24 protein-coding genes and 1 tRNA gene are annotated in these 24,139 nt (G+C 34.5%); 6 read left to right on the forward strand and 19 right to left on the reverse strand.

The genetic code is table 11. The features are described 5' to 3' along the window. Nucleotides 1-9: 9 nt before the first annotated feature. Nucleotides 10-873, forward strand: coding sequence for a hypothetical protein (locus F1592_RS06910; protein ID WP_107609742.1), 864 nt, complete (start codon nt 10-12; stop codon nt 871-873). Between the two features lie 135 nt (nt 874-1,008). Here F1592_RS06910 and F1592_RS14015 read toward each other — a convergent pair whose 3' ends face one another. Then, complete coding sequence (locus F1592_RS14015; protein WP_390895813.1) at nt 1,009-1,899, reverse strand: hypothetical protein; 891 nt, start codon at nt 1,897-1,899, stop codon at nt 1,009-1,011. A gap of 526 nt (nt 1,900-2,425) precedes the next feature. Next, nucleotides 2,426-3,289: a trypsin-like serine peptidase gene (locus F1592_RS06920; RefSeq protein ID WP_053016142.1), complete on the reverse strand. Its 864-nt coding sequence runs from the start codon at nt 3,287-3,289 to the stop codon at nt 2,426-2,428. A 234-nt stretch (nt 3,290-3,523) separates the two neighbouring features. Between F1592_RS06920 and F1592_RS06925 the strand changes: the two genes are divergently transcribed. Both F1592_RS06925 and lip read left to right on the forward strand, forming a co-directional pair. Beyond that, nucleotides 3,524-3,613, forward strand: a tRNA-Ile gene (locus tag F1592_RS06925). 370 nt (nt 3,614-3,983) lie between these two features. After that, nucleotides 3,984-6,230: a YSIRK-targeted triacylglycerol lipase gene (lip, locus tag F1592_RS06930; RefSeq protein ID WP_107609741.1), complete on the forward strand. Its 2,247-nt coding sequence runs from the start codon at nt 3,984-3,986 to the stop codon at nt 6,228-6,230. Nucleotides 6,231-6,462: 232 nt separating this feature from the next. On the opposite strand, the gene F1592_RS06935 is transcribed toward lip, so the two are convergent. The 4 genes from F1592_RS06935 to F1592_RS06950 form a co-directional block, all read right to left on the reverse strand. Next, nucleotides 6,463-6,750 carry a hypothetical protein gene (locus F1592_RS06935; RefSeq protein ID WP_037537441.1) on the reverse strand — a complete coding sequence of 96 codons (288 nt, stop codon included), beginning with the start codon at nt 6,748-6,750 and terminating at the stop codon, nt 6,463-6,465. 250 nt (nt 6,751-7,000) lie between these two features. Then, entirely contained in the window at nt 7,001-7,537 is a 537-nt protein-coding gene (locus tag F1592_RS06940; protein WP_037537439.1) for a VOC family protein, read from the reverse strand. Between the two features lie 38 nt (nt 7,538-7,575). After that, entirely contained in the window at nt 7,576-8,241 is a 666-nt protein-coding gene (locus tag F1592_RS06945) for an MBL fold metallo-hydrolase (protein WP_149809368.1), read from the reverse strand. A gap of 228 nt (nt 8,242-8,469) precedes the next feature. Then, nucleotides 8,470-9,093, reverse strand: a complete 624-nt coding sequence (locus F1592_RS06950) for a nitroreductase family protein (RefSeq protein WP_037550884.1) — start codon at nt 9,091-9,093, stop codon at nt 8,470-8,472. A 363-nt stretch (nt 9,094-9,456) separates the two neighbouring features. On the opposite strand from F1592_RS06950, the gene F1592_RS06955 reads away from it, so the two are divergent. Next, on the forward strand, nt 9,457-10,866 hold the full coding sequence (locus F1592_RS06955; protein WP_053016139.1) for an amino acid permease: 1,410 nt from the start codon (nt 9,457-9,459) through the stop codon (nt 10,864-10,866). A 97-nt stretch (nt 10,867-10,963) separates the two neighbouring features. Here F1592_RS06955 and F1592_RS06960 read toward each other — a convergent pair whose 3' ends face one another. From F1592_RS06960 to F1592_RS06990, 7 genes are all read right to left on the reverse strand, one after another. After that, nucleotides 10,964-11,626 carry an ABC transporter ATP-binding protein gene (locus tag F1592_RS06960; protein WP_011274491.1) on the reverse strand — a complete coding sequence of 221 codons (663 nt, stop codon included), beginning with the start codon at nt 11,624-11,626 and terminating at the stop codon, nt 10,964-10,966. Between the two features lie 12 nt (nt 11,627-11,638). Further along, nucleotides 11,639-12,688 carry an ABC transporter permease gene (locus F1592_RS06965; protein WP_053016138.1) on the reverse strand — a complete coding sequence of 350 codons (1,050 nt, stop codon included), beginning with the start codon at nt 12,686-12,688 and terminating at the stop codon, nt 11,639-11,641. 87 nt (nt 12,689-12,775) lie between these two features. Further along, nucleotides 12,776-13,303, reverse strand: a complete 528-nt coding sequence (locus F1592_RS06970) for a dihydrofolate reductase family protein (RefSeq protein ID WP_223197223.1) — start codon at nt 13,301-13,303, stop codon at nt 12,776-12,778. Nucleotides 13,304-13,436: 133 nt separating this feature from the next. Then, nucleotides 13,437-14,195 carry an SDR family NAD(P)-dependent oxidoreductase gene (locus F1592_RS06975; protein ID WP_053016137.1) on the reverse strand — a complete coding sequence of 253 codons (759 nt, stop codon included), beginning with the start codon at nt 14,193-14,195 and terminating at the stop codon, nt 13,437-13,439. A 149-nt stretch (nt 14,196-14,344) separates the two neighbouring features. Beyond that, nucleotides 14,345-14,767, reverse strand: a complete 423-nt coding sequence (locus tag F1592_RS06980) for a lipocalin-like domain-containing protein (RefSeq protein WP_053016136.1) — start codon at nt 14,765-14,767, stop codon at nt 14,345-14,347. Nucleotides 14,768-14,807: 40 nt separating this feature from the next. Continuing rightward, complete coding sequence (locus F1592_RS06985) at nt 14,808-15,563, reverse strand: SDR family NAD(P)-dependent oxidoreductase (RefSeq protein WP_149809367.1); 756 nt, start codon at nt 15,561-15,563, stop codon at nt 14,808-14,810. Nucleotides 15,564-15,602: 39 nt separating this feature from the next. Further along, nucleotides 15,603-16,913: a GntP family permease gene (locus tag F1592_RS06990; RefSeq protein WP_223197224.1), complete on the reverse strand. Its 1,311-nt coding sequence runs from the start codon at nt 16,911-16,913 to the stop codon at nt 15,603-15,605. 182 nt (nt 16,914-17,095) lie between these two features. Here F1592_RS06990 and F1592_RS06995 point away from each other — a divergent pair, with 182 nt between their 5' ends. Then, nucleotides 17,096-18,022: a LysR family transcriptional regulator gene (locus tag F1592_RS06995; protein ID WP_053016133.1), complete on the forward strand. Its 927-nt coding sequence runs from the start codon at nt 17,096-17,098 to the stop codon at nt 18,020-18,022. A 132-nt stretch (nt 18,023-18,154) separates the two neighbouring features. Here F1592_RS06995 and F1592_RS07000 read toward each other — a convergent pair whose 3' ends face one another. From F1592_RS07000 to F1592_RS07020, 5 genes are all read right to left on the reverse strand, one after another. Beyond that, entirely contained in the window at nt 18,155-18,793 is a 639-nt protein-coding gene (locus F1592_RS07000; RefSeq protein WP_053016132.1) for an NAD(P)-dependent oxidoreductase, read from the reverse strand. Nucleotides 18,794-18,925: 132 nt separating this feature from the next. Next, entirely contained in the window at nt 18,926-19,354 is a 429-nt protein-coding gene (locus F1592_RS07005) for an Rrf2 family transcriptional regulator (protein WP_053016131.1), read from the reverse strand. A gap of 163 nt (nt 19,355-19,517) precedes the next feature. Continuing rightward, nucleotides 19,518-20,534, reverse strand: a complete 1,017-nt coding sequence (locus F1592_RS07010; protein WP_149809366.1) for a hemolysin family protein — start codon at nt 20,532-20,534, stop codon at nt 19,518-19,520. A 157-nt stretch (nt 20,535-20,691) separates the two neighbouring features. Beyond that, a complete protein-coding gene (locus F1592_RS07015) occupies nt 20,692-21,123 on the reverse strand; it encodes a 6-pyruvoyl trahydropterin synthase family protein (protein ID WP_053016129.1) in 432 nt (143 codons plus the stop codon). An 18-nt stretch (nt 21,124-21,141) separates the two neighbouring features. Then, nucleotides 21,142-21,573, reverse strand: coding sequence for a MerR family transcriptional regulator (locus F1592_RS07020; protein WP_011274485.1), 432 nt, complete (start codon nt 21,571-21,573; stop codon nt 21,142-21,144). 142 nt (nt 21,574-21,715) lie between these two features. Between F1592_RS07020 and F1592_RS07025 the strand changes: the two genes are divergently transcribed. Beyond that, complete coding sequence (locus F1592_RS07025) at nt 21,716-23,041, forward strand: MFS transporter (protein ID WP_053016128.1); 1,326 nt, start codon at nt 21,716-21,718, stop codon at nt 23,039-23,041. Between the two features lie 109 nt (nt 23,042-23,150). On the opposite strand, the gene F1592_RS07030 is transcribed toward F1592_RS07025, so the two are convergent. Then, complete coding sequence (locus F1592_RS07030) at nt 23,151-24,011, reverse strand: patatin-like phospholipase family protein (protein WP_149809365.1); 861 nt, start codon at nt 24,009-24,011, stop codon at nt 23,151-23,153. Nucleotides 24,012-24,139 lie beyond the last annotated feature (128 nt).

Raw genomic sequence — 24,139 nt, forward strand, 5'->3', positions numbered from 1 at the left:
ACCCAATTCTTGGATAAATCAACTCGTATACTAAATATTTTAACTTTGCTTCTTAAAGGTCACGTTGTTACGCAACACGACTTAAATCAATTTACTGATGTGAGTAAGAAATCGATACAGCGTGATATTAATACTATTAACACATTCTTTTATGAAAATGAGTTTTGGAGTCATAGTAATACTAGAGTCGTTTATAATCATCAATTGGCAGGATATGAACTTAAGCAGAAAACACAAAGTAAACACAGTTTAGGCATTCTTAGTTTACTCATTAAACTTCAAAGTTTAACACCCATATTGCATCACGATATTCACAAATTTTTACTTAGCTCAATTAGTTCAATGAAGGTTTCAGATAAACACGTTTTAATGAGTACGTTAAATCAATTTAAAATTAGACAGGAATTATTGCCCGGGAAAAATCTTATGATTTTACAAAAAGCGATTGTGAATAAAGATATTGTTCGCATCGAGCTTGAAGATAAAAAGATAGTCATTAAACCATTATCTATTTTGTATATGCATTATGATTATTGGTTTACGTACGAAGAGGATCATGAAATTGAGACGATACTACTTCGTGATATCTTGTCTGTGAAAGTTTTAAATTTGAAATTCAAGAAGGATGGCACTTGTAATCCTGTTTTATTCCAAATACACACACACTTTTGGAACCAATTCCAACAGCAATTTTCTATTAAAGAAGTTGTTGAACGAAGTGAGGATTATATTACAGTATGGGTGAATTGTACGCGTTTCGATGCGTACTATATAGCTTATCAATTAGCGCCACATGCTAAGATTCTGAAACCACAATCATATATTGATAGTTTTGTAGAAAGATTAGATGAGATTAAAGGTATTTATAAATAATGAAAGTGTTCGATAAAGTAGTTCATCTATGTATCTACAAAATACAATAAAATTAGGCACCTCGTTAATTTATTGAACATCACTAAGCTAAATTAACGAGGTGCCTTATACATTGTTATCGTTTATTTTAAAGATTTATTCTTCTTCGCCGTTTTCATCATATTTCGTAACGCTACCGTCTGAGGTTACAATATATGATCCAGCTAAATCACCATTTTTATCAGTAAATGAGAAGCCCCAATCTCCGTCAGAATTTTTTTCTGGTTCTTTATATGTGTATGTGTCCGTATCTAAAGTATGCCCTTCGTATTCTTCGACTTTATCAATGACATTATCACGTGTCACCGTTTCGTCACTTGAACTACTATCAGAGTCTTCTGAGCTACTGTCATCTGAATTTGAACTATCATAATGTTCAGGTTGTCTAGGCGTATCAGATGTAATGTAACTTGCTACTTTTTCAATATCTGAATCTGAAGCATTCTTAATCTTCTTCGTTTGACCATTTTTCAAAATTCGAGCTGTTTCTTGTTTAGAGTAGCCATCTTCGGTCCAACGATGGTCTTGGAAATGACTTGGTACATCGTAAAATGTGACTGTCCCATCATTATTATCTTTAAACGTAATGTGACCTAGAGCTGTAACGGATGGACTTAATACAACGGTTCCTTCAGGGTACACTTCTGATGCATCTTCATTATACGAATTAATCGGTTTACCCGACATATCTACAGGTTCATACGTATGGTCGTCTCCGTTAAATATGTCATCTGCGTCATTTCGTGCTGTCAGCCATATTTTAGCAAAGTATTCTTTCGTATTTTTATCATTACTATTAGCAGAATGTGCACTATTAGAACCACCACTAATAGAAATTTGTTTTGCGACTTTTTTATAATCTGAATCTTTGCCATATTTATGATATAAATCTTTAACATCAAGTTCATGTCCTAAGTCAGATTGAATAAATTGTCGATATTTGCCTGTATTTTGCGTACCTATTACTGCTACTTTATCATCACTCACACCGATTAACGTCGCAAAAGATCCTTTGCCAGGTGAAGCACTATAAAATGTCATCCCTTCTGGTGCGTCTTCAACTGCTTCTCCAGTTGCTTCTAATTCGTATTTATCTATACTTTGTTGCCTTTTCCCAGTATTACTATTTTCAATGTATGAATGACGCTTTAAATCATTGGCAGTTATAGTTACATTAGATACACTGTCATCACTTAGCGCTAATGCGACTTTCTCAGCTTGATTTAAATCTTTAACACTGTTTACTGAATTCGCATCATTATTTTTCTTATTATTAGTACTATTATCAGATTTCGAATTACTATCTTTATTCGATTTATCCGTTTGTGATGATTTGTTATTATCGTCGGATGTTCCACTTCCAAGTCCAAAGTCACTTAAACTACAACCAGCTAATAACATTGTTCCAGTAAGCACACCAATCATTAAATAATTTCTCTTCATTTCTCTCCACCCTTTATTCCCTTTGTAAAATAAATTGCGAAACGCTTGTAATTCAATTTATTCAATCAAATTACTTAATATGTTGACGAACAAATTTACCAGCATATCCTTTGAAAGACTCTCCTCCAGAAGCTTCTTGCTTAGCATACATATCGGTCGCAGTACCACCTAAATTGTGTCCATACGTTCTCATACCGTACATTGTAGTATATTTGCTATTTAACATAGGCGAACCTGACGCACCTGATCTAAAAATGTCTTTCGTTTGAATTTCTGAACCATTAGGAGAAAATTGTGTTACGCGAAATTTACTAAAATATGGTTTCGTATTGTCACCATTAATTTTTGAGTAACCTAATGAATATAGAGGTGTATTAAATTTCAATTTCTTAATTTCAGAATCTGTCGCAATACGCATTGGTTTAGCATACTTCGACATATTTTCTTTAGTGTGGACTATCGCAATATCATATTGCGGTACCTTAATGACTTCATTTGCATGAAAAGTATAAGGTATTGATTTACCATTACGATTCAATTGAAATTTTATATATTTTGGTGCTGCAGCTTTACCATATTTATCATCAATAACATGTCCATTTGTGACAAAGGTATGCGCACCAATAACCGTACCAGTACCCATTGAGTCTTGACCTTTATATTCTGGAATCCCCACTTTCCAACCATTTAAATTCGAAACACGACCAATAGATTTCAAATTACTTTGAGATGCATTTGGATAATATTTGTTTGAAATTGAACTGTTACTGATCTTTTTAGCTTTTAAATATCCTGAGTACTCACCTGCATGTAAGCCATCATAATAATAGTTACCAACAGCTTGCGCTTCATCATGATGACCGGCATAACCAAACATCGTTGTTCCAATCACTACACTTGCAATAAATGTTTTACCAAATTTTGATTTCCACATATTATTCTCCTCAATACCTTTCTTTAATAAAGCTATGTCACGACATACATCGCTCAATATAATAATTTTTCAATATTATTATATAATATTAGTCGGACAATATACGTCTTTAGACGTATTAATTAATAAAACTTTAGACTTATTTTTTAATTTAATAACAAAAGTAAAGTATTTTTTGTTTACAAAATAAATTGTTAGAGGTAAACTGTAAAACATATTAAAAAAATATTTTATGGAGGGGTACTCAAGCCTGGCTAAAGAGGCCAATCATTTATGATTGGTAGGAGCTTTTTGCTCGCGTTGGTTCAAATCCTTCCCTCTCCGCTATTTTACGACTGGAACGATTATCGTTTCAGTCTTTTTTATGATTTAAAGATCGTCCCAACTCGTTGCCATATAAAAACGATTCCTACTAAGTCATTGACATTTGCTAGTGAGCAAGGTTACTATTTGTTTAAATTACTTTGAAAGAGATATGTTTTTTCACTTAAGGTATCCTCGCAATACATATTTTTTTACCTAATTTTGTAAACGCTTTCTCTTTTAAAATGAAAGGGAGGTCATTATGGAGGCTATTAAAGCGATCTTTAGCAAATTGTTTGAATTCTTGCCACGAGCAATCATTAATTTATTTATCTAATATGGATTCATAGATTTTCATTTTCAAAAATTAAATAAAATAGAGGTGCTGTTTATGAAAACAAGAGAGAACAGATTTAGTATTCGTAAATTGAGCGTAGGCGCGTCATCAGTTGTAGTAGCAACGTTGCTATTCATGGGAGGTGGCTCAGCACAGGCAGCCGAGAAACAACAGGAAGTGGGAACTCCTGAAACGGCGTCAGCACAATCTATTGGGGATAAAGACACACACGCGACTCAAAAGGGACAAGTTCAATCAACTGAACAAGATAAGTCGCAAGCGTCTCAAACTGAAAATAATACAAATAATTCACAAACTAGCTTACATAATGAACATAATCAAACAGACGATGCATCTACAACGAATGAAACTACTTCAACTTCAGATGAGACGCATCAAAGTACCACTGTAAAATCTGAGAAGCCAACTTCAAATAGCGATAACCAACAAACTGAAGCTAAACAAACTTCTCAACAATCACTTTCAACTGATACACAAACTTCTAAACCAACTACTAACGACGGCATAACAACGCAACAATCTGAATCATCTAAACAGGAAAAACCGTCAACACAATCAACTGATACAGCTTCTAAAGAAGACGACACAACTAAGAAAACAACTGCACATACGCAATCACAAACTGATGAAACGTCTGATAATAAAAAAGAAGCATTAAATCAACCACATTCAAATGTTGTTAAATCTGAAGATGCAAATACTTCTTCAAATGAAATTAATCCAAACACAATTAAATCAACTGAACAACAACAGTCAACAGAATCAAATACGTCAGATAAACCAAAAGTCGACAATCAACAAGCACAATCACAACCAAAGGATAATGACGACAATCAAGGTGACGCACTTAAAACCGCAACACAAGCTCAGCAACAAACGTTAACTAAGAAGGAAGCGACAACTTCTGAAGTAACGAATCGTCTTAATACACAAAATAGCGATAATAATATTTCAATTGATGGGCAAACTAACCCTACTTTAGATAGTGATAAGTCTTCTAAACAAAATAAAGATGCACAATCTGGGTTAAACACACTTAAAAATAACGCAGTCGCAACGACAAACACTCAATCTAAATCACAAGCTGCAACTGGAACGAAAGATCAAACCAATAAAGTTGCGAAACAAGCTCAGTATAAAAATCAAGACCCTATTATTTTAGTTCACGGATTTAATGGATTTACTGATGACATAAACCCATCCGTACTAGCACACTATTGGGGTGGCGATAAATTAAACATACGCCAAGATTTAGAAGAGAACGGCTATGAATCTTATGAAGCGAGCATTAGTGCGTTTGGTAGTAACTACGATCGTGCTGTCGAACTTTATTACTATATTAAAGGTGGAACTGTGGATTATGGTGCTGCACACGCTGCCAAATATGGTCATGAACGTTACGGTAAAACATATGAAGGCGTATATAAAGATTGGCAACCAGGCCAAAAAGTACATCTTGTCGGACATAGTATGGGCGGTCAAACGATTCGTCAATTAGAATCCTTATTAAGAAATGGTAATCCAGAAGAACAAGAATATCAACGTGTACATGGTGGCGATATTTCACCTTTATATCAAGGTCAAAACGATAATATGATTTCATCAATTACGACACTTGGAACGCCACATAACGGCACACATGCGTCAGATTTATTAGGTAACGAAGCGCTTATTCGTCAAATTGTCTTTGACGCAGGAAAAGTACTTGGCAATAAAGATTCACGTGTAGACTTCGGTCTGTCTCAATGGGGTCTAAAACAACAGCCCAACGAGTCTTACGTTGACTATGTCAAACGTGTTAAAGATTCAAAACTATGGCAAACCAAAGACAATGGCTTTTATGATTTAACACGTGAAGGTGCGACAAATCTTAATCGTCAAACATCATTAAACCCTAACATTGTGTATAAAACTTACACAGGAGAATCAACACATGCATCGTTGTTCGGACGTCAAAAATCTGATTTAAATTTATTCTTCCCATTCACCCTTACTGCTAATGTAATTGGTAAGGCAGCTGAAAAAGAATGGCGAGAAAATGATGGCTTAGTGTCTGTTATTTCATCACAACATCCATTTAATCAAGCTTATACACAAGCAACGGATACAAATCAAAAAGGTATTTGGCAAGTAACACCAACAAAACATGATTGGGATCATGTAGATTTTGTCGGCCAAGATAGTACTGACACAAAACGTACTAGAGCTGAATTACAACAATTTTGGCATGACTTAGCAGATGATTTAGTCCAAAGTGAGAATTTAACACGCAACGCTTAATACATTTCAAGTTTAATCAAGAGGAGGTCTCGTTATGTCTGGTACTTTTCTTCAATTAATAGGTTCTCTATTTAACATCTTAAAAGTATTATTCTCATAAATGCGTTATAACATGATAAGCACCACCTATTAAAAGCATTCGCTTTTCATAATAGGTGGTGCTTATTTTTATTCGTATATTGCTGTTGAAATCAAAAGTTCTTGCGCTAACATTTTTAATAATCACTAACGTTTATTCCGCGCCTTTATTAACAAATTGCGAGCTACTGGAGGCACTGCCTGCAGCAGATAAGGTCACTTTAATTGCGTCATTTGATTCATCGACTTCGTGCTGCAACTCACTATTGAGTCCTAACAAGTTATTCGCTTGTGTTTCATCACTATTAAGCTCTTCCAAACCATTTACAATCTCAGTCGCTAAAAATTCACATGCATCGTCACTTTCAACATACACTTTTTCTTTTACAATACTTTCAATTACATCGATTAATTCTGATTTTTCAATTTGAATATCAATCATGAAAATTACTCCCTTAAATTGTTGTTGACATAAACAAAATTTTATGTCTTTAATTTTATACCCTTTTTAAGCATAGATATTCAAAATTGCATACATCTAATAACCCTAAACCCCTTATAATATCTAGCTTAACAAGCTACTTGGAAGGCTTGTTAAAGGCATTATACATTAATTTAAAAGGAGAAAATACTTAATTTTTTTAATATGACAAATGTGTCATATTAATGAATAATAATATGTTTAAATTACTTTAATTGTCGACCTTTTTCGGCATAAAAACTTCTGCCTCACTATCATCCGGATAGTAAAATCCATTAGGAACCGTTTGTAATTCAATTAAGCTTCCCCACGGACTTTTTACATAAACAGTTCGATTACCTTCAGTGTCTTCATATTTCGTATTCGCATGCGGCTCTGAAATAGGTTGACCTCCAGCTTGCGTCAACTGTTTAACGGCCTCATCGAAGTATTCTGCCTCGATATAAAATGAAATATGCGTAAAACCAATGTCTTGTAACGTTTGCGCTTGACCTTGATGCGCATCTTTAAATTCAAACATTTCAATATTCGGTCCATTACCAAAGACCATCATACGTTTATGAATAATGGATGCCCCTTTTTCTAAACCAAGAATGTGTTCAACTGTTTCCCCACCACGAGGTTCATCCGTCTTTCGTTGACTATCATAAGCAATCTTGCCGTTGAGACCTTCTTTGAAAAAGGCTGTCGCCGCTTCAATATCCGGTACTGTGAGTCCGATATGATTGATTCCTCGATTTATATTCATGCACCATCACCTCTAATAAGAATGTTTTAATATGCGAGTTACGTATGTTCACCACGACGGACGCGATCTATAATTTTTTGTAGTCTCTTACGTTTATCTTTCTCATTTTCAACAAAAAAGACAGCACCTTCTCCTTCAATCGCAACCCAAGGTACAATAGCATCGAAATCTAGGTCTTGAATCAATTCCAGGCTTTTAATGGATGTTTGTCTGTCACTTGAATTGAGTATAACTGTACGCCATTCCCCATCATCCACACATAAAAAGTCGCCTGTAAAAAGGAAACGATGTTCACCGTTATCCCATAGAAACATCGTCGTACCTGGCGTATGTACTGGAGTAGGAATGACTTCTAAATCATCAGCAAGCATTTCACGTTGTTCAAACTGTCCATCAATCGGTACCGTTCGATTGATTGCTGCTACATCATCACGATGAATCCAAAATGGTATATCTATACTAGGCGTTCCACCTAAGGATTCATGCTCATGATTCATTAAAACGCGTGAAGTACCACCTAATAATTGAATATCTGTCACTGCTTCATTTAAACCTGGTGAATGATAAATGACTATATTGCCTTCTGGTCGTTCTAGCAAAAATGACTTAATACGGTAGCGTTTATCAAATGGCAAGACTGCCTTTGTTGTTTCATATAATCCTTTCTGAATACGTGTTAATGTGTTTAATTGTTTATTATCCATAAATGGATCACCCTTTTCCCAATTTGATATCTTAAGCTATACCCTTTTTCTTCATCATAAATATGATTAGCACTGACTCTATACATCTCTCCATTTAAAAAGCGGAACAGTATTCATAGTGAACACACTGTCCCGCCCCACCGCATGAGTGACTTTAACTAAAAAACTTGATATTAGCGTCTTATTATTTCAGTCAGTTACGCGTTTTTTCATTATTAAATTGAAGTATTATTTATAATCGATTACACGATCAACTGGCATTCTAAATGATGTGTGTGCCTCTTTAGCTTTCTTACCTATTGCGACAATCATCACTGGAACATAACGTTCTAAATCATAGCCAAAGGCTTTACCGATTTCTTCATGTTCAAATCCACCAATTGGATTAGTATCATAACCGTGTTGTTTAGCAACTAACATCAATTGCATAGCAGCTAAACTACTGTCTACTTTAACAATGTCATTCATTGATTGGCGTGTGCGATTTTTATAATTTTCTAAAACAATCGGTAACATTTGTTCTTTAACTTCTTGTGGCATGTGACCATTGACAACCGCTTGTTCATAAATATATTCGCCTTCTTCATAGCATTGTAAATCCCCAAAAATGACAATCATTGCTGATGATGTATCATTTTGGTTTGTATTAAATTGAATTAATGGACGCAATTTAGCTTTCGCTTCATCACTTTCAACCACAACAAAACGCCAAGGTTGCATATTCACTGATGAAGGTGCTTTCGTTGCTTTTGCAATCATTTCATTCATTTCTTCATGCGGAATTTTATAATCTGGGTCGAAACCTTTAACTGATTTACGACCTTCTAATATTTCATTAAAATCATTAAGCATGATTAGCCCACTTTCTATCTTTTTTCTATAGTTATAATTTAAATGCAATTGACAACTATGTACAATTATATGTTTTTAAAAACTTTATATTTAGACAGTAGGCAGTCTTAATTATAGGGACTATAGCCAAAGAAACGCCTATTTCACGCTTGATTATGACATCATACACCTCTCTTATTTCCACTTACTATTAATACGAAAATTTGTATAATTCATTGATTAAAAATTAATAAATAGGGTATCATTAATTTAGCAAAAAAATTAATTACATAATTTAATACAATTAATTAACTAATTATACAGAGTATTCGTAGTCAGTCATAATTTTAAGTCACATGTATACTCATGAAGGGGACGAACATTATGGCAGATAAACTGCAAAGGGAATTAAGCAATAGGCATATACAACTTATTGCAATTGGTGGTGCGATTGGTACCGGATTATTCCTAGGTGCAGGTGAATCCATTCACTTAGCAGGTCCATCGATTTTACTCACATATATTATCGTTGGTTTCGTATTATTTATGTTTATGCGAGCAATGGGAGAAATCTTATTGTCTAATCTAGGATTTAAATCATTTGGTGATATTGCTCATCATCATATTGGTCCAATGGCAGGCTTTATGGTCGGTTGGACATACTGGCTAACTTGGATTATTTCAGGTATGGCTGAAGTAACTGCCGTTGCTAAATACGTTGAATTTTGGTATCCAGCAATACCTAACTGGTTAACAGTTGCATTTACGATTCTCGTACTTGTAGGTATGAACTTATTTAGCGCCAAATTATTTGGTGAACTTGAATTCTGGTTATCACTAATTAAAGTTATTACGATTATCGCATTAATTGTTGTAGGTATTGTTATGGTCATCTTCGCAATGAAGACTGATTATGGTACAGCAAGTGTAGCGAATATTTGGAGTCATGGTGGATTCTTCCCTAATGGCATATCTGGATTCTTAATGGCGTTCCAAATGGCAATCTTCTCATTTATTGGTATTGAGTTAATCGGTATCACTGCAGGGGAAACTAAAAATCCATATAAAACGATTCCTCAAGCAATTAACAATGTACCTTTCCGTATATTAATATTCTACATTGGTTCATTAGCTGTTATTATGTCAGTTGTACCTTGGAATCAATTAGATCCTGCGGAAAGTCCATATGTAAAACTATTTGGTTTAGTTGGTATTCCATTCGCAGCGGGAATCATTAACTTTGTAGTTTTAACAGCAGCTGCATCTTCATGTAATAGTGGTATCTTCGCTAACAGTCGTACACTATTCGGTTTAGCGGGAAGAAAGCAAGGCCCACCATTCTTACATAAGACGAATAAACATGGTGTTCCATATTACGCTATCTTATTAACTTGTGGTTTATTAAGTATTGCGATTATTTTAAACGCAGTATTTAAAGATGCTACGAAGGTATTCGTTCAAATCACAACGTTCTCAACAGTGCTCAATATTATGATTTGGACATGTATTATGATTGCGTATCTAGGTTTCGTGAAGAGAAACCCTGAATTACACAATGATAGTAAATTTAAAATGCCTGGTGGCAAATACATGGCATATGCCATTCTTGTCTTCTTTGCATTTATCTTTATCATTTTACTTATTAATAGTACGACACGTTTTGCTGTACTATTCGCGCCTGTTTGGGCAATCGTACTTTTCATCATGTATCAAAAGTATCGAAAAGAATCTGAAAAAGCGACAATCGCTATGGAAGATGAAAAAGATTTAGAAAGAGAATTAGAAGATAAATAGATATTAATTAACTTTATCTAGTAATATCAAGTCATATAATTAACTCCCTCTAAGTAGCCATGATTTTCAAAGCTTACTTGGAGGGAGTTTAATTTGTTTATTTTTCTTTTAAACGTCCATCTTCCATATGGAAGACTTTATCACAGAACTTAGTTAAACGTTCATCATGCGTAACGATAATACACGTTTTATGACGTTGTTTAGATTGTTCTTTTAAGATTTCCATAACTGCCATCGCATTTTCAGTATCGAGCGATGCAGTTGGCTCATCAGCTAAAATAATAGAAGGCTGTGTATAAATTGCCTTAGCAATCGCAACACGTTGTTTTTGTCCTCCTGACACTTCAGAAGGTAATTTGTTCTCTATCTCTTTTAAGCCTAGATCACTCAACAATTTATCATATTCTTCAGTACTTAACACATCTTTTTTATAACTCTTCAATAAATGGAATTGTTGTTTGATTGTTAAGAAGGGAACTAAGTTCGTCGCTTGTAAGATAAAGCCAATTTCTTTCATTCTCATTTTAGCTAATTGCTTCTGACTCATTTTTGAGATTTTCTTATCATTTATATATATTTCACCGGATGTTGGTGTTTGTAACGCTCCAGCCATTGTTAAGAACGTACTCTTACCGGAACCGGAAGGGCCAACAATAGCTATGAGTTCACCTTTTTCAAAAGATAAAGATGTCGGTTTAACTGCTTCAATTGTATGATTACCATCTTGGAATTCTTTAGTCACTTCATCAAATTTTAACATGGTGGCACCTCCTTACCCGATCGCCTTAAGTGGGTCTATTTTTCTAATGGATAATACTGAGAATAAGCTACCAACAAGAGATGTTAGTATTAAAACGATACCAAAGATAATGAGTGTACCGATATTAAATTGGACAGGTACAGCTTCAGGTAAGACTAAACTTGTCAGTAATGTCAGTATTAAGCCAATCAAAGTACCGATTAAGGCTAATATAAAGGTTTGTGCTAACACCATCTTCATTAAGAACCCATTCGTAAATCCTTGAGCTTTTAGTACTCCGAATAAATTCTTTTTCTGCAACGTGATGACATATAAGAATACGCCAATGACTGTAGCAGAAATAACAAATAAGAATGTAATCATAAAGTTCATTGTTAAGTTTTGTGGTTTGTATCCTGGTAGGTTCTCTACAAAGTCATCTATTCCTATAACTTCTAAATCTTTATCAACATTTTTATCTTTCCAACTACTGTCTTTTACAACTACTGCATTGGTTTTATCAGATGATAATGCTGGATTAATTTTTTCAATGGTTTTGTCATTTGCGAAAATAACAGGAGAAGCATTATATTTAGCACTTTCTGAAACACCAACGATATGTAGTTTCTCATCAGATTGAGATAACGTGATGGTGTCACCAACCTTGAACCCTTTATCTTTCAATGATTGATCGATTACGACATCATTATCTTTATTAAATTTTTTGCCTTCCTCAATCTTTGGAATCAAGAATGAGTTTGATGTTACGCCAAAGAGTAATGCATTCTCTTCACTATCTCCATTCGATGCAATTACGCCAATTTGTTTTAACGGTGCCTCTTCTTTAAATTTGCCTTCAACGTCAGATGATTTAAAGACAGATTGTTGAACCGTTTGGTTGGCATCTTTATTTAAAACAATCGCATCTGCTTTCCATTTCTTGATGCCTTCAGTGTTCATATTAATTAAACCACTTGCTAACCCGGATAGTAAAAAGAGTAAGTAACTAATTAATACTAGAATGCCTATAATTAATCCGAATTTAAGCTTGTTGCGTTTAATTTCGTTCCATGCAAGAAACATTTAATTCCCTCCTTTATGTGTATTATTAACAAGTATAGCAATACTTATATTAAAAATTACAATGAATTGACCTAAACTATTTAAATATTAGTCATATTGAACATCATAAGAAAGTTCTACAAATTGGTTATATTGCGTTACGTCTTTTAAATTCAATTGAACTTGATCAGTCATATCATTAAATAAATTAACGCCTTGACCTAGTAATTTAGGGGCAAGTGTTAATCGCATTGATGTTAGAATGTTTAAATTTATTAACTCAGAAATCAAGGCACCACCGCCTACAATCCATACAAATTCATCATTGCTAAATCTATTAAATAAAGTATTTAAATCTCCACTATAAAATTCAATATCCCAGTCTATCGCAACATTCTTCGACGTAATCACTATTACTTTTTTGCCTTCGTATGGATTCTCTTTAACATTATTATCTAATAACCATCTAAACGTATTTCCACCCATAATAACAACGTCTACATTGTCATAGAACTGGGCATAGCCATTATCTCCTTCGCCTTCTACATCTTCTAAAAATTGTACGCTTTCATATCGGTCCGCTATGTATCCATCTACTGAAACACCTAAATATGCACAAATATTTGCTGTCATCATTATCCACTCTCATTTCTCTATAATGTAATTTGAACCTACTATACCGATTATTACAAAGAATATAAAGAAAAAGGCGGAACCGAATTCAAATTGAATTCGCGATTCCGCCTAGACAATAAAATGAGTCATAAAATTAGTGAGCTGTTTGACCACCATCAACAAGATAAACTTGAGCAGTCATGAATTTTGCTGAATCAGATGATAAGAATAATACGATGTCAGCAATATCATCAGGTTGTGCTGCTTTAGCCATTGGCACACCTGAAATCATTTGTTGCCATTTTTCATCGTCATCTTTCCAAGCTTTAGTCATATCTGTTTCAGTTAGTCCAGGTGCAACTGCGTTGATACGTACACCGTCAGTCGCATGGTCGAAGCCTGCTGATTTTGTCATACCAATCACTGCGTGTTTCGCAGCAATGTATGGTCCCATTTGAGGGTCAGCAATTAATCCAGCAACTGATGCTGTATTAACAATTGTGCCACCGCCACTTTGAAGCATACTTTCCAATTCATATTTCATTGATAAGAAGACACCTTTAACGTCAACATTCATTACTTTATCAAATGTTTCAGGGTCAATATCTGCGAATTTAGCTGGTTGATTTAATATACCTGCATTGTTAAATGCGTGATCAACACTACCAAATTCATTAAGTGCTTTTTGCATTAATGCTTGCACTTGGTCTGGATTAGAAACGTCTGTTTTAACGAATAATGCATGGCCACCGTTATCATTGATTTCTTGTGCTGTTTGTTGTGCACGTTCATCAACGTCTCCGATAACGATATTTGCTTTTTCTTGTGCGAATTTTAATGCTGTAGCTTTCCCAATTCCTGATGCTGCGCCTGTGATAACAACTGTTTTCCCTTCAAACTCATTGTATCTCATGATTAACATCTCCCTTTGATTTTTTCTCCGTGTGCTATGTGCAATTCTATCGCTTTGAAAGCCATACTTACTATTTATTCGTTAAAGTGACTTTCATAACGTTTCTACCTTTAAAGTGTATTTTTTAATCATTTTGCAAAAGCGTAACTTTATTTCACACGTTGCCATATTAATTTTTGGTTAGGCACATTGCCGTTTACAATACTAAGTGTATCGCCTTCTAATTCAAATAAACGTGGCTGTGTATCGCCTAACCAAGTTGGATTCATACTGACTTCCATAGTGTGATAAACTGTTGAATTTTCTTCATCTAATTCAAAACGACCTGAATATGCAACATAACCATGTGCAGCTTCAGCCATTTCATCTTTCGTACCTGTGTGTAAATCGCCTGATTCATAGGCTTTACGACCTTGTTGCATTAATTGTGCTGACATATAACCATCTGGGTTATACATAATGAAACCTGTCGCATCTTTACCTAGTGGAAAGAAGATGTTGCCATCTTTATCTTCATCTTGATATCTTACTAATTTCCAAGTTCCGATTAATTGTTCTTTAAGTTCTGCCATTTTGAATACATCCTTTCTTAATTTTTGAATACATTTATTATTATGCGTTTGAACCGCCAGAAACACTGATTGTTTCACCAGTAATTGCTGTAGCACCCTCAGAAGCTAAGAATACAACTGTTGCTGCAATCTCTGAAGGTTCTAATAAACGGTTCATAGGCATTTTACCTGTGATATATTTTTCCATTGCTTCTTGTTCAGTTGAACCGTCTTGTTGTGCAAGATGTGCTAATTGGTTTTCAATTAATGACGTACGTACAGGTCCAGGTAATACTGCATTAGCTGTAATACCATCTTTCACTGTTTCAAGTGCAACAGTTTTCGTGAAACCAATTTGTGCGAATTTAGAAGCAACATAAGCTGATTTAAATGGATCTGCCATTTCACCATGTGCAGATGAAATCGTAACAATGCGACCATTTTGTTGTTGTTTCATTGAAGGTAACACGTGTTTTGTCATTAGGAATGTACCTGTTTGAATGACACCAATCACTTTGTTCCATTGAGCTAATGGGAAATCTTCTACTTTATCAATATGTTGAATACCTGCATTGTTAACTAACACGTCGATTGCACCATATTTATTATTCACATCTTCAATCGCTTGTGAAACTTCATCTTCATTTGTAATGTCTACTTTGTATGCAACACCATTGTTTAATTCACTTGCAGCTTTATCTGCCGCTTCTTGATTCATGTCGAAAATAAAGACATGATCTTGTTCTTTATCAAATGCTTGCGCGATTGCAAATCCTATTCCTTGTGCTGAACCTGTTACGATTACATTTCTTGTCATAATTAATTACCTCCTGTAAGTGTTTGGTGCTGCCTTTTCTTAAAAAATAATAACGCCTAATAATATAACAATTAGCGCTAAAAGATTGGCACCTGTGTTTGTTATAAATAAATATTTAAAGCCGTTTTTATGTGTTAATCCTGTAATTGCAAAGAATGTTAATACCACGCCTGTATGAGGCATTACTGTAAATATTGATGATGACATCGTTGCAACTCTGTGAATGACTTCAGGATCAATGCCCATATCAACATAGTGTTTACCGAACGCTTGTAACACAATACCAAGTGAACCTGATGCTGAGCCTGTAATCACACCAAATAGTGCTGATGCAACAGCTAAACTAATTAATGGATTACCAGGAATATTTAATATTAATGAGCGAATTGTTTCGAATCCTGGTGCCAATGTAATAACCGTTCCAAATGCAATTGCTGAACCAGTAAGGAACATTGGCATTAATGAATTAGATGCACCTTCATTGATCACTTTCTTTTGTACTGGAATGTATTTAAAGAATAGCAGTGCTGAAAGTATCACAGATGTCGTTAAACTAATAAGTATGATATTTGAGATACCCATGGCACTACCAATAATGTTCATTACTATGAGAACTAATATTGGTAATATACTGAGTAAAAAGTTTGGTGTTTTTTCTTTCGTTTCCAAGTTCTTATCCTCAATATCATAGTCCGCAAATGATTCACCTTTGGCGATACTCTTGTTTAATGCATGTTTCATATACCAAAGTCCAAATGCAATTGCGACGACCGTTCCAACTATCCCTAGCAACGGTGCTGCTGTTAAAGTTGTGTCTAAATACTTAGTTGGTACAACATTCTGTACTGAAGGTGTACCAGGTAGCATTGTCATTGTAAACGTACCCAAACCAAGCATAACTGGTATACCGATTAAGTTCCAAGCTAAGTCCATTTCTTTGAAAAGTGGTTTCGCTAAAGGAATTAATACGAATACAACGACATATAGACTAATACCGCCATATGTCAATATCGCTGTAATAATAAATATGGCAACTAAAATAGCATATGGACTATTCGTACCAGTCTTAGAAACAATCTTTTCAGCGATAGATTGAGCGGCACCACTTTCGTCCATAAATTTCGCTAATAACGAACCGAGTATAAAAACGCCAAAGAAGCTAACGATGAAGTCCGCTAAACCAGTCATATAAGACGCTTTCGTTCCAATTAGTGAGTCGAAAAATGGTAATTTATTCGTCAAAATGACTATAATAGATGCCACAGGTCCTATAACTAAAATAGAATAGTTTTTGACGGACATATATATAATAAAAATAATTGCTAATACAATTCCTATCGTTCCGATCATGTCGATAACGTCACCCCCAACGGTATTAAAATAACAATACGCATTCTGGAAAATGTGTCTGTTTTATGTCTAAATCTATTATCTGACCATATGACCTGAAAGTAAAAGACGTATTTAACTATCAAATATATAACTAAATAGTTATAGCTATATATAAAACCAACTGAAAGGAGGACATCGATATGACCTATAAAAATAAAATTCAATATTTAGAAGCCATTCAACGTTACGGCAGTATTTCACATGCAGCGAAACACCTTTATATTTCTCAACCCTATTTAAGCCGTTATATTAAAGACGTTGAGAATGACTTAGGTGTGACATTAATTAACCGGGACAGCAACCCGCTAGAACTTACGTATTCAGCTGAGCGATTTCTAGATTATTTACATGAAATTGAGGATATTGATACTCAAATGCGTGATGAATTGCAGACGATTTCTAATTTGAAAAAGGGACGTATCCGTATAGGTGTTAATCCTATTTTAGCTACACATACGCTTTATAGTATTTTGCCAAAGTTTATAGAACATTACCCGGGCGTGGAGATTGAATTAGTAGAAGAAGTGGCACATCGAATTGAACAAATCGTTTCCGATCAAAAAGTGGATATAGGTGTGACGATTTTACCGTTATATACCGAGAATTTATCTTATGATATTTTATACACAGAAAATGTATATTTAGCGTTACCTCCTGGACATCAGCTTATCGAACAAGCTAAAGCACACGCTGACGATGGTGAATTTCCATTTCATTTGTTAGATAATGAGAAATTTATCTTACTCAAGCCTGAAATGACATTACGCCAATTATCTAATCAAATCTTAAATGATTATAATGTTGTACCTGAAGTGATGATGGAAACGGTTAGTGTCGAGAATGCGCTTCGTCTCGTCAATGAAGGTATCGCGATCACATTTGTCCCTAAGAGTGTTAAAGATATGACGTCTCATCGTTTTAATGGCGCGTTTGTCCAATTGAACCCACATCACTATTACAATCGAGTCGTATTAGCATACAAAGAAAATGATAAAAAACCACTATCTAGAGCAGCTAAGACATTTATCCAAATGGCGAAATCCGGAATGAAGCAAGATATGAATTAACAACTACTTGATTAGACATAGAAAAGACGAAGGACGTGGAACAATGAATTCATAAAGAATTCTGTTCCACGTCCTTCGTTTGCTTATTCTCAGACAATAATCATTTAGCCTTAAAATTAATCGTTCAATATATTATGCTTGTTCGCCAACGACTGTGAATCGCTCGTTAATGTGAGCTGCATTTTCAGCTTCATCTACAATTGCAATAGCGTAATCTGCATAGCTAATGTAGCTATTACCTTGACTATTTACAAGCAATTCATCTTTACCTAATGTATAAGAACCTGTACGTTTACCTTCTGCATCGAACTCTGCTGATGGACTAACAAATGTCCAAGTAATGCCCTCGCTATCTTGAAGATCTTGGAGATTACGTCCTTGACCTTTAGCAGTTGGTTTAAACATATCTGGGAAATCTGGTGTTTCAAGTACACGTGTTGTATGCGCCTCATCTACGAATAAGCTACCTGCACCACCTACTACAATCACTCTTGTATCTACCTCTTTAAGCAATTTAATTAGAGCGCGTCCCGCTTCTACATGAGCTTCTTCCTCACCTAATGGCGCACCAAAAGCATTTACAACAACATCAAGATCTTTGATGTCATCTACTGTTAAACTGAAAATATCTTTTTCAATCACTTTCACATCTTGATCATTTAGTTTGCTCGCATTTCTAACAATTGCAGTGACTTCATGACCACGTGCTTGTGCTTCTGTTAATACTTTATTTCCAACTTTACCTGTTGCTCCGATAATACCAATTTTCATGATTTATTCCTCCACATTTTTATATTTATAGTGATATCAATGGTGATGTCAGTCAATTAGGTCGTTGTGAGACAGCTTCATTATCGAACTTGTAACTGTAATAGTTACATGTAAGATATAACGGATGACGACTTATCCGTTTCGTTGCAAGATGCCTGTAACAATATCATCCATTGTGACATTAGCCAAGACACCTTCCATCGCATCTTGTGCACGTATGAGAATGATTTCTAGCACACTCTGGATATTGGCACCTACAACACAATTTATATTCGTGTCTTCATGCATTTGGAATAATTCACCTTCGTCAACGACTTCCACCGCTTGATACACATCAAGTAATGTAATGTCTGTTAAAGGCTTTCTCAGTTGAATGCCACCACTCCCTTGCTGTGTTTCGATTAAATTCGCTTGTTTTAATTTACCAACTAATCTTCTAATTACTACAGCATTAGTGTTCACACTACTAGCAATCCAAGAGGACGTTAGTGGTTGCGACTGTTCAACTTTGACTAATGCTAGAATATGCACAGCCACAGTGAAACGACTACTAATTTTCAATCTTCTCACCTCATGTAACCATTATAGTTACAAGTTAATTAGTAAGTCAATGTTTTTGAATTTAATTAATTTTGATTTTAAAAAAGACCCTATCATCAAGATTTTTAAAATCTCAATAATAGGGTCATAATAATAATATTAATTATATAAGACTAAATTCACATTAATTATATTCATCTTCGATATCGCCAACGATTTCTTCAAGAATATTTTCTAAAGTAATGATTCCCTTAAAATCAGCGTCATTATAAACTGCTGCGATATGAACTTTTCTCTTCTTCATCATTTCTAGAATATGCTTCAATGGTGTATTCATTTTAACGTTAATAATTGGATTAACGAATGTCTCTAACTTAGATGGTTGTTCCACGTTAAACAATGATTTGGACTGTATAAAACCAACAATTTGATCATCTTTTACCGCTGGATATCTTGTAAACGCATCTATTTTAATTTGTTGAATCGCATCATCAAAACTCGTATTTAAGTTTAGCGTTTTAACATGTTTTTCATCAATCATAATATCTTTTGCGACTAGATTATCAAACTTAAATGCTTGGTTAATATGATGTAACTCACTATCATTAATTTCGCCACCTTCATGGCTATCGTGAATTAATTGTTTCAGTTCTTCCTCAGAATGGAAGACTTCACTTTCTTTAGCAGGTTTCATATTGAACATTTTTAATATCAAACGTGCTGCACCATTTAATAACCAAATAAACGGATACATTAATTTATAGAAAAAGATAATCGGTTTCGCAAAAAGCAATGTAATATATTCTGCCTTTTGGATAGCAATCGTCTTAGGTGCCATTTCACCTACAACAACGTGTAAAAATGTCGCGATAACAAATGCGCCACCAATTGTAAATGGATGTATCCAAGCTTCAGGAATACCAATACTGCTGAATAAAGGATGTAATATAAATTCAAATGTAGATTCTCCTACCATACCGATACCTAGTGCGGTAATGGTAATACCTAATTGGCAGGCAGCTAAGTATTCATCAAGATGATCGACAACCTTCTTAGCGGCTATCGCTTTCTTCTCACCTGCATTAGACAATTGTGCAATTCTTGTTTCTCTGACTTTAACAATAGCGAACTCTGTCGCCACGAAAAAAGCCGTTAGGACTAATAATAATATAAAAGTAATAAGACTAAGTGTGGTCCCCAAATATGTTCCTCCAAAATAAAAAATTGTAGACTTGCTACTATACTAATTATATCAATAATACATATATAATCAAAATATTTAAATTTTGATTAATTATATAAATGGTACTTAATTCAAAAGGTAAAATTGAGAACCCTTCTTTTTTATAAGTAGTGACTTAAGGCTTCATAATGGAACGATTTAGACTTACCCCATGGCGGTCAGTCTCAAATAGCTGTAACGCATACATACAATGTTCACCCGGAAGATGTTGTTCAAATTCGTCCCAAATCCACATTGCAATATTTTCAGCAGTCGTATTCATATCAGGCAACGTTTCGTTAATGAGTTGATGATTTAATTTAGGTTCGATCACTTTATTATAAATCGCATCTACTTCATTAAAGTCTAATCCAAGACCATAATCACCAATTGGTGAAAGTACGTCTACATACAAGCGATATGAATGATCATGCAAATCTCGAAATATATCTTCACTAAAATAAATTCGATTATCACACTTGAAATCATATTGTTGTTTTAAAACAGTTCGGCCCTCTCTATATTTGAATTGATTGGGTGGTTGGATATGATCGAAATGATTAGACATGATTTCTTCCTCCTTAATTTATCTATTCACTATTTCAGGTTTTTCCCACAGTTTATCCACATTATCCTTTGATAGTTCACCTGCATTAAATTGAGCTAAATGACTATCATAGGTATCTATCTTATATTTCAATAAATTTCTAGCTTTGTGCATTACTTCTAATTTAGCATCTAGTTCACTTAATTGTTCATTAAGTATCTCTTTTTGACGTTGCTGCGTGTCTTCATTTGAAGGTAATTGCCCTAGTTTACAAAACTCTATAAGCAATTCAATTTTCACACCAGCAAGACGTAAGTTTTTTACTAAATATATCCAGTTCAAGTCGTTTGTTCTATAATCACGATAGCCATTTTGATTTCGTTCAACTGGTGGTATAGCGCCTACTTTCTCATAATATCTCAATGTATCTTGAGATAATCCCATAAATTCTACAACTTCTTTAGTATTCATAGCACATTCACTCCTTATCGTTCCCTAAGTTATACCATAATTTAAAAATTTTAGTCATTGGAAATTTTTAAAAATTAATACTTGCTATGGAGTTCACTCCATAGTTTAGACTATTACTATTCTTCTAAAGGGACGTGTCAATATGTTTAAAAAGACAAATCAAATTATACTCTTCATCATTTTATTTAGTTATTTTTTAATATTAATGGATAACTCAATTATATTTACAAGTACTGTCAAGATCGCTCAAAGCCTACATATGGATAAAGCGTCCTTATCTTGGGTATCAAATGCTTATACAATTACATTCGGTGGTTTCTTATTGTTAGCAGGTAGACTAGGTGATTTATTAGGGCGCAAACGTATATTTTTAAGTGGTTTAGTGTTATTTGGGATATCAAGTTTATGTATCGGGCTTGCACAAAATAGTATACAAATTATTACTTTTAGAGCAATACAAGGTATTGGTTCGGCGATTATTGCACCTACAACACTCGCTTTACTTATGGACCATTTCGAAGGTAAGGAAAGAAGTAAAGCCATTAGTTACTACGGCGTCACTGCTGGTATTGGTTCAAGCATTGGTTTACTCCTAGGTGGTTGGTTAACAAGTACAATCAGTTGGCGATCTGGCTTCCTGATTAATGTTCCTTTCACTATTATTTTAATTATCTTAACGTTGCTTTTTGTAAAATCTACAACGGTTCATCGTGTACGAATTGACTTTATTGGTGCAATACTTTCAGTTATTGCGATAATGACACTCGTATATGGCATGACAAATGAATCTATCATTGCAGTCATTATTGGGTTCATTTTATTAATTATATTCGTAATATTTGAACGCAATTTACCATTTGCATTAATGCCAATGTCATTATTTAAGAATAAGGTGCGCACAGGCGCTTATGTCGGTCGTTTTATATTTATGATGGCAATGTTATCTTATTGGTTTATCTTGCCACAAATGATGCAACATTTATATCATTACACACCGTTACAAGCTGGTATAGCTTTCTTACCTTTAACCATTGTTAATTCTGTTGCGGCATTGTATCTTCCTTACTTCACTGAAAAATTAGGAAATACAAATGTGCTATTACTCGGTCAAATTATACTGACTTTAGGATTAATTATTACAGCTAGTTTGAATCCATTACATGGATATTGGCTTGCGATAGGTATTCCGATGTTACTCGTAGGTCTTGGTCAAGGTTGGTTACTGGCTCCTATTACAAGTGCCGGCATTCATGAAGTAGATGCTAGTTTATCAGGTGCCGCAAGTGGAATGACTAATACCATGCACCAATTAGGTGGCCCAATCGGCTTATCAATTATCGTCTTTTTCACATCAAATATAACGCATATTATTCATTATTATCACGTTGTGATGTGGTTAATTGTTATTTATATGATTATCGGCTTCATTGTGTTATGGATGACTCAACGCCAAACAAAGTCAGTTTAAATGGAAAAAAGGAGAAGGACAGAATTTTATTAAATTCATAGTCCAAGTCTCCTTTTTATAGTCAATATTAAATAACAATGTCACTTTGAGCTAAACTTAAAAGTCACTTTTATTCATTCCAAAAGTTTCTAATTATCTCTACATCTTCAAGTGCCTGAGCTTCTCCAGCTTTGAAAATGTCAGGTCGAATTGACGGATCTACTGTATTACCGCCTAGTTCATTTAATTTATCAAATACTGCTTTACTAGGTGTAATTAATTTGACTTTAGCGCCACTTTCTTCGAGTTCTTTAATGGCATCTTCTAATTCATATGGTGTTGAAACAGGTAGATTCGTCGCAAAGATAAGTACTTTCTTAGCACCTTTAGCTAAATCTGCATTCTCCATGGAATGACATCCACCATCAAAATGTTTGTCACCATCAATCGTCGTAGCCGGCCAAACACCTGGTAACGAACCACTTGAAGCCATAGCTCTGTGTAAATTCACTTGACTATCAGACGTTAGTGCGACACGCTCTGACTTGCGCGCATTAATAGCAGTAATCATCAAATTAGATGGCCATTCAGTACCTTTAATTCTATGTTCTAAGCGAGTAATGTGTACGCTCTCATTAAATTTATGATCTTCTAGTGCGTAGATACTATAATTCTCAATCCATTCTTTAGGTGAATTCGAGTGCTCTTGTATTTGAGCATATCTTTCAAAGATACCTGACATATCTTTAACTGGCGGCGTTTCATTTGATTTAGGTGCAATTTGCTCATCATAAATGACATCAAAACTCTTGTCAGATGTTAAACCTGTAGCAGCTTGCGCGCCACCCGATGTACCTATCATTAAATCTGCATGACGAACATCTATACCTTGATTAGATAATGTTAACAGATAGCCTAACTCCCAACCTATGGCTAGCGAACCACCACCGCCAAGTACAATTGCATGTTCTAAATTGTCTTTTTTATTCATATTACATATCTCCTTTAGTCAATTACATTGAATATAATCTCTTTTTATTCATATTACAAAAAAGAAGGGAGGCTCGGATATATTTCCCAGATAAATAGCCAGTAAATAAGGGAGTGGGACAGAATTCT

Source organism: Staphylococcus sp. GDX7P312P, from assembly GCF_008385775.1.
Classification (GTDB): Bacteria; Bacillota; Bacilli; order Staphylococcales; family Staphylococcaceae; genus Staphylococcus; species Staphylococcus haemolyticus.

What these genes read in the sequence shown, in the direction of transcription:
- F1592_RS06920 (WP_053016142.1), bottom strand. Translation starts at nt 3,289, where the DNA reads ATGTGGAAATCAAAATTTGGTAAAACATTTATTGCAAGTGTAGTGATT.
- lip (WP_107609741.1), top strand. Translation starts at nt 3,984, where the DNA reads ATGAAAACAAGAGAGAACAGATTTAGTATTCGTAAATTGAGCGTAGGC.
- F1592_RS06935 (WP_037537441.1), bottom strand. Translation starts at nt 6,750, where the DNA reads ATGATTGATATTCAAATTGAAAAATCAGAATTAATCGATGTAATTGAA.
- F1592_RS06940 (WP_037537439.1), bottom strand. Translation starts at nt 7,537, where the DNA reads ATGAATATAAATCGAGGAATCAATCATATCGGACTCACAGTACCGGAT.
- F1592_RS06945 (WP_149809368.1), bottom strand. Translation starts at nt 8,241, where the DNA reads ATGGATAATAAACAATTAAACACATTAACACGTATTCAGAAAGGATTA.
- F1592_RS06950 (WP_037550884.1), bottom strand. Translation starts at nt 9,093, where the DNA reads ATGCTTAATGATTTTAATGAAATATTAGAAGGTCGTAAATCAGTTAAA.
- F1592_RS06955 (WP_053016139.1), top strand. Translation starts at nt 9,457, where the DNA reads ATGGCAGATAAACTGCAAAGGGAATTAAGCAATAGGCATATACAACTT.
- F1592_RS06960 (WP_011274491.1), bottom strand. Translation starts at nt 11,626, where the DNA reads ATGTTAAAATTTGATGAAGTGACTAAAGAATTCCAAGATGGTAATCAT.
- F1592_RS06965 (WP_053016138.1), bottom strand. Translation starts at nt 12,688, where the DNA reads ATGTTTCTTGCATGGAACGAAATTAAACGCAACAAGCTTAAATTCGGA.
- F1592_RS06970 (WP_223197223.1), bottom strand. Translation starts at nt 13,303, where the DNA reads ATGATGACAGCAAATATTTGTGCATATTTAGGTGTTTCAGTAGATGGA.
- F1592_RS06975 (WP_053016137.1), bottom strand. Translation starts at nt 14,195, where the DNA reads ATGAGATACAATGAGTTTGAAGGGAAAACAGTTGTTATCACAGGCGCA.
- F1592_RS06980 (WP_053016136.1), bottom strand. Translation starts at nt 14,767, where the DNA reads ATGGCAGAACTTAAAGAACAATTAATCGGAACTTGGAAATTAGTAAGA.
- F1592_RS06985 (WP_149809367.1), bottom strand. Translation starts at nt 15,563, where the DNA reads ATGACAAGAAATGTAATCGTAACAGGTTCAGCACAAGGAATAGGATTT.
- F1592_RS06990 (WP_223197224.1), bottom strand. Translation starts at nt 16,913, where the DNA reads ATGATCGGAACGATAGGAATTGTATTAGCAATTATTTTTATTATATAT.
- F1592_RS06995 (WP_053016133.1), top strand. Translation starts at nt 17,096, where the DNA reads ATGACCTATAAAAATAAAATTCAATATTTAGAAGCCATTCAACGTTAC.
- F1592_RS07000 (WP_053016132.1), bottom strand. Translation starts at nt 18,793, where the DNA reads ATGAAAATTGGTATTATCGGAGCAACAGGTAAAGTTGGAAATAAAGTA.
- F1592_RS07015 (WP_053016129.1), bottom strand. Translation starts at nt 21,123, where the DNA reads ATGTCTAATCATTTCGATCATATCCAACCACCCAATCAATTCAAATAT.
- F1592_RS07020 (WP_011274485.1), bottom strand. Translation starts at nt 21,573, where the DNA reads ATGAATACTAAAGAAGTTGTAGAATTTATGGGATTATCTCAAGATACA.
- F1592_RS07025 (WP_053016128.1), top strand. Translation starts at nt 21,716, where the DNA reads ATGTTTAAAAAGACAAATCAAATTATACTCTTCATCATTTTATTTAGT.
- F1592_RS07030 (WP_149809365.1), bottom strand. Translation starts at nt 24,011, where the DNA reads ATGAATAAAAAAGACAATTTAGAACATGCAATTGTACTTGGCGGTGGT.